The organism is Microcystis sp. M49636_WE2 (assembly GCF_030065375.1).
In the GTDB taxonomy this organism is placed as follows: Bacteria; Cyanobacteriota; Cyanobacteriia; order Cyanobacteriales; family Microcystaceae; genus Microcystis; species Microcystis aeruginosa_C.
Window position 1 is genome coordinate 1 of record NZ_JASJFG010000243.1, and the last position, 3,854, is coordinate 3,854.

General features: G+C 41.3%; 4 protein-coding genes and 1 pseudogene. 3 read left to right on the top strand and 2 right to left on the bottom strand.

All coding sequences use genetic code 11. From position 1 onward, the window contains the following. Positions 1-45: 45 nt before the first annotated feature. The gene (locus tag PX484_RS05815; protein WP_287669907.1) at positions 46-450 is read right to left on the bottom strand and encodes an NIL domain-containing protein; all 405 of its coding nucleotides are present in this window, start codon (positions 448-450) and stop codon (positions 46-48) included. Positions 451-491: 41 nt separating this feature from the next. Here PX484_RS05815 and PX484_RS05820 point away from each other — a divergent pair, with 41 nt between their 5' ends. The 3 genes from PX484_RS05820 (at position 492) to PX484_RS05830 (ending at position 3,478) form a co-directional block, all read left to right on the top strand. Further along, the gene (locus PX484_RS05820; RefSeq protein ID WP_004163817.1) at positions 492-1,043 is read left to right on the top strand and encodes a thioredoxin family protein; all 552 of its coding nucleotides are present in this window, start codon (positions 492-494) and stop codon (positions 1,041-1,043) included. A gap of 196 nt (positions 1,044-1,239) precedes the next feature. After that, positions 1,240-1,593, top strand: coding sequence for a hypothetical protein (locus PX484_RS05825; RefSeq protein ID WP_004163816.1), 354 nt, complete (start codon positions 1,240-1,242; stop codon positions 1,591-1,593). After that, a complete protein-coding gene (locus PX484_RS05830; RefSeq protein ID WP_288103130.1) occupies positions 1,562-3,478 on the top strand; it encodes a hypothetical protein in 1,917 nt (638 codons plus the stop codon). Before PX484_RS05825 ends, PX484_RS05830 begins: the two co-directional genes overlap by 32 nt. A 159-nt stretch (positions 3,479-3,637) precedes the next feature. Here PX484_RS05830 and PX484_RS05835 read toward each other — a convergent pair. Beyond that, positions 3,638-3,854: pseudogene (locus PX484_RS05835) on the bottom strand (cell division protein FtsH); the annotation flags it as partial.

The following is a 3,854-nucleotide window of genomic DNA, read 5'->3' on the forward strand; positions in this document are numbered from 1 at the left end:
GCTATTATTTAAATGGGCAAAAAAATTAATTTAATAACTGCTACTTTACAAGTTTGTGGAAATTGCCGCCACGGGACAAGTGGGGATACATTGTTCACAAACCACACAACGGGAACGCAAAAACTTAAGACGAAAACTTTCCGGATCAAGGGTTAAAGCTTCCGTGGGACAAACTCCCGTACATAAGCCACAATCGACGCATTTTTCTTCATCAATGACGATTTCGCGACTAACTTGGGAAACGCCAATATTTTGTAATTGTAACCATTTGATCGCCGCTTCTAACTCATCGATATCTCCCGATAATTCTAATACTAATGTTCCCACTTGATTGGGGGCAACTTGGGCGCGGATAATATTAGCGGCGACGTTAAAATCCTTCGCCAGTCGATAGGTAACGGGCATATGGACGGCTTTTTTGGGAAAAGTGAGAGTAACTCGTTTTTTCATGAGGATAGGATAGGATAGGAATAATTTTTGAGAGACTATCCATGACAGCCACCACACCCACCAATAAAATCAGAAATCTGCTGCTGGCAGTAACGGCAGTTATCCTTAGTGTAGCGATTTTCTTCGGGTTTCAAACCACCGCTAGTTCTGTATCTTTGGAAGCGCAAGCGGAAAAAGCGACACCTTTCGATCTTGCCCTCAGTAATGGTAAACCCACCCTAACAGAATTTTATGCTAATTGGTGTACCAGTTGTCAGGCGATGGCCGCTGAAATTGCCGAAATTAAAAAACAATACGGTAATGCCATTAATTTTGTCATGCTCAACGTTGATAATAATAAATGGTTGCCGGAAATTCTCCGTTATCGTGTGGATGGTATTCCCCATTTTGTCTTTTTAAATAATCAAGGACAACCAGTTGCCCAAGCGATCGGAGAACAGCCAAAATCAATTTTAACTGCTAATTTAGAGGCACTTTTAACTAATTCTACCCTACCCTATGCCACCACTACGGGACAGACTTCTGATTTTAATGTCCTTGTGGGTGCTAGTCAAACCGATCCTCGCAGTCACGGCAGTCAAGTTAAGCAGTAATCAGTAATCAGTTATCAGTTATCAGTGGAAAGCTTAGGGCTGAAAGCTATCATTCAAAAGTTAACTATCAATATAGCGCTTTTCACGTTACTGAGGTATCGACAAGTTTTGCCAACAAAGGGTTTAAGTCCCTTGCCCATGCCTCATTCTGATGAAAGCTGCTATAAGTACATTTCATTGACTGAATTTTTTAACTATGGCGATTATTGTTCAACATTTGACCACAGGTAACGAATATATATTCCTAGGAGTTAGTGGGGGTGAAAGTAAGAATATTTTACCCACTAAAATGTTAGGAGATTTCTTCGCAACTGAGACTCCAGATAAATCTCGATCGCTGACGGTTTGTGACGATCAAGGACGGATTCTTTGGTTTCCCGTCACAGAAATGATCGTGGTGGAGGTAGATGGTCAAAAACCCGAAGAATTATTACCAGAAATTATCCCCCCCGAACCAATACCTTTACAATTAGATAAAGAGAATCAACCTCAGTCCCCAGAAAATCAAGGAAACATCGATGAATTTGCCGAAGATGACGATTGGATCTAAAATTAAATACCTAATTTTAGCGGGAATAATTGCCCTATTTACCATTGGCTTTAATTCCCTCTATTCTGTTTCTCAAAACTCGATCGCTTCCTTCCCCGTTGCCGAAGTTAAACCCCAATATCTTAACGATTGGACACTGGAATTAGAGGCAGAATTTCAACAAAGGGCTAAGGAAGTTATTAACCATTTTGCTCAGGCAGAAAGTTATGGCAATTTGTGGGGAGAAAACGAGAAAAGATCCTATCCTATGGCCATGTTTGATTTCTTGGCAGGAAACCAGCAAAAAGCCCTAGATTTCCTGCAACAGGATGACCCACAAACACAAGAACAAGCCCACACTGATTATATAGATTATTATTTTTCTTTTACCCTGAAAGGACAAATTAGAAAATATTTTCTTCTCGGAAAGTATCTCGATCCAGTTTATCGTCAGAGAATGTATAATGCGGCGAAAATTTGGACAGAAACCGACCCTTTACAACGGCCCCACCCTGTCCACGGTACCGGCCAAGGAACGGGTAATGATTGGAGTATAACAAGACGGGGTTTATGGGTAGATAGTCGCAATACTGATAACCTGCGGGCGATGCGCGAAACATCAGTTTATCTGATGGCCGAAGAAACCGGAAATGAAGCAACTCGTCAAATTTATAAAAGTAAAATTAAGCGTTACGTTTCAGCTTTATATAACATCGGGATGGGAGAATGGGATTCAGAAGTTTATCACGGTCACACCTTTGCTCCCTATCTCAATCTCTACGATTTTGCTCAAGATACGGAAGTTAAACAATGGGCAAAAATGACCTTAGATTGGTTATCCATGGCCGCTAGTGTTAAATATTATCGCGGCGGTTGGGGTGGCCCTGTAAAACGTGATTATGGTGGTAGTAATGGGGTAATGCGATCGGATTCTGCCCGAACTTTTTGGTTATACTTTGGTGATACCCCCGTCGCTAATAATCGCCCGGAATTAGACTCTCTTTATCTAATTACCAGTGGTTATCGTCCTCCTTTGGCAGTGATGGAATTAGCCCGAAAAAACTTTAATAAACCGGTAGAAATTCTCGCCAGTAAACCCCTGTATGAACACTGGAAACCGGGCAATAATCAAAGTCCGGGTTATTGGGAAACTCAATTTATTGGGGCTAGTTATCAAATGGGTAGTCTGGCGGGAACTTTCCCTGATGGCGATGTGGCCCCGTTTAAATTAATGGCCTTTAATCAACACAAAGGTGTGGATTTTTTTGTGGCTAACACCGGCAAAAATGGCGTAAAACCGGGCAAAAATCCCGGGGATGAAATCGGACAATATCGCAATCTTTTAATCTGGTTACGACCAGCAGATCAAGCTTTTTTCTGGCAATTACCGAAAACTGCCAAGGTAGAAAAAGATAATAATATCTGGTTTATTCAATTAGAAAAAACTTGGTTAGCCCTGAGATTAATAAATCTTTCTTCTCCTGAAATGATCGAGATTCCTAATTCCCCTTATCCCGATGATAATACTTACCAAGCTTTACCCACAGGTAACAATTATGCGGGTTTTGCTCTGGAAGTGGGAGAAGCGGCAACCCAGGGCAGTTATGAGAATTTTAAGAGCATATTTAAGCAAAAAAGTCAAGTAAATTTAACTCAAATTAATCAGGGCAGGGTTTTATTTAAAGGCAGTCAAGGGCAGAGTTTACAATTGACCTATAATCAAATCAATCTACTGCCGATTTTAATTCGTAACGGTCAAAAGCACGATTGGTCAAAAAATTTCGCCCTTTATAACAGTTTAAGTCGAGATAACTCTCCTGTTTCTTTGGGTTGGAAAAAGGGCAAATTAACCGTCAAAGCAGGGAAATACCAGTTTTCCAATGCCTTGATCCTCTCCTCTCCTTAAGTTAGATATTCTCGATTATTTATTCAGCAAACCCTAGTTATGAGGAGAGGCAAAAGGCAGCTTTGTTCGCCCCACTTCCCCACTTCCCCACTTCCCCACACCCCACACCCCACTTCCCCACGAAAAACTTTTTCAGCAGACCCTATTTATGGGGATTGATCAGACCATTTGCGCTTGATTTAAGAATTCTTGCAATTCTTCTCCTTCGATTACTTCGGTGGTCAAAAGATTAGCGGTAATGGACTCTAATAAATTGCGGTTGTGACTGAGAATTGCTAGGGCTTTTTGGTAACTAGCGTCGATAATTTGTTTAACTTCTTCATCGATCGCTTTGGCCGTATTTTCCCCGATCGAACGGCGGGGACTACCCTGATTA

Excerpts from the sequence above, each read along its gene's own strand:
- PX484_RS05815 (WP_287669907.1), bottom strand. The coding sequence starts at position 450 with ATGAAAAAACGAGTTACTCTCACTTTTCCCAAAAAAGCCGTCCATATG.
- PX484_RS05825 (WP_004163816.1), top strand. The coding sequence starts at position 1,240 with ATGGCGATTATTGTTCAACATTTGACCACAGGTAACGAATATATATTC.
- PX484_RS05820 (WP_004163817.1), top strand. The coding sequence starts at position 492 with ATGACAGCCACCACACCCACCAATAAAATCAGAAATCTGCTGCTGGCA.
- PX484_RS05830 (WP_288103130.1), top strand. The coding sequence starts at position 1,562 with ATGAATTTGCCGAAGATGACGATTGGATCTAAAATTAAATACCTAATT.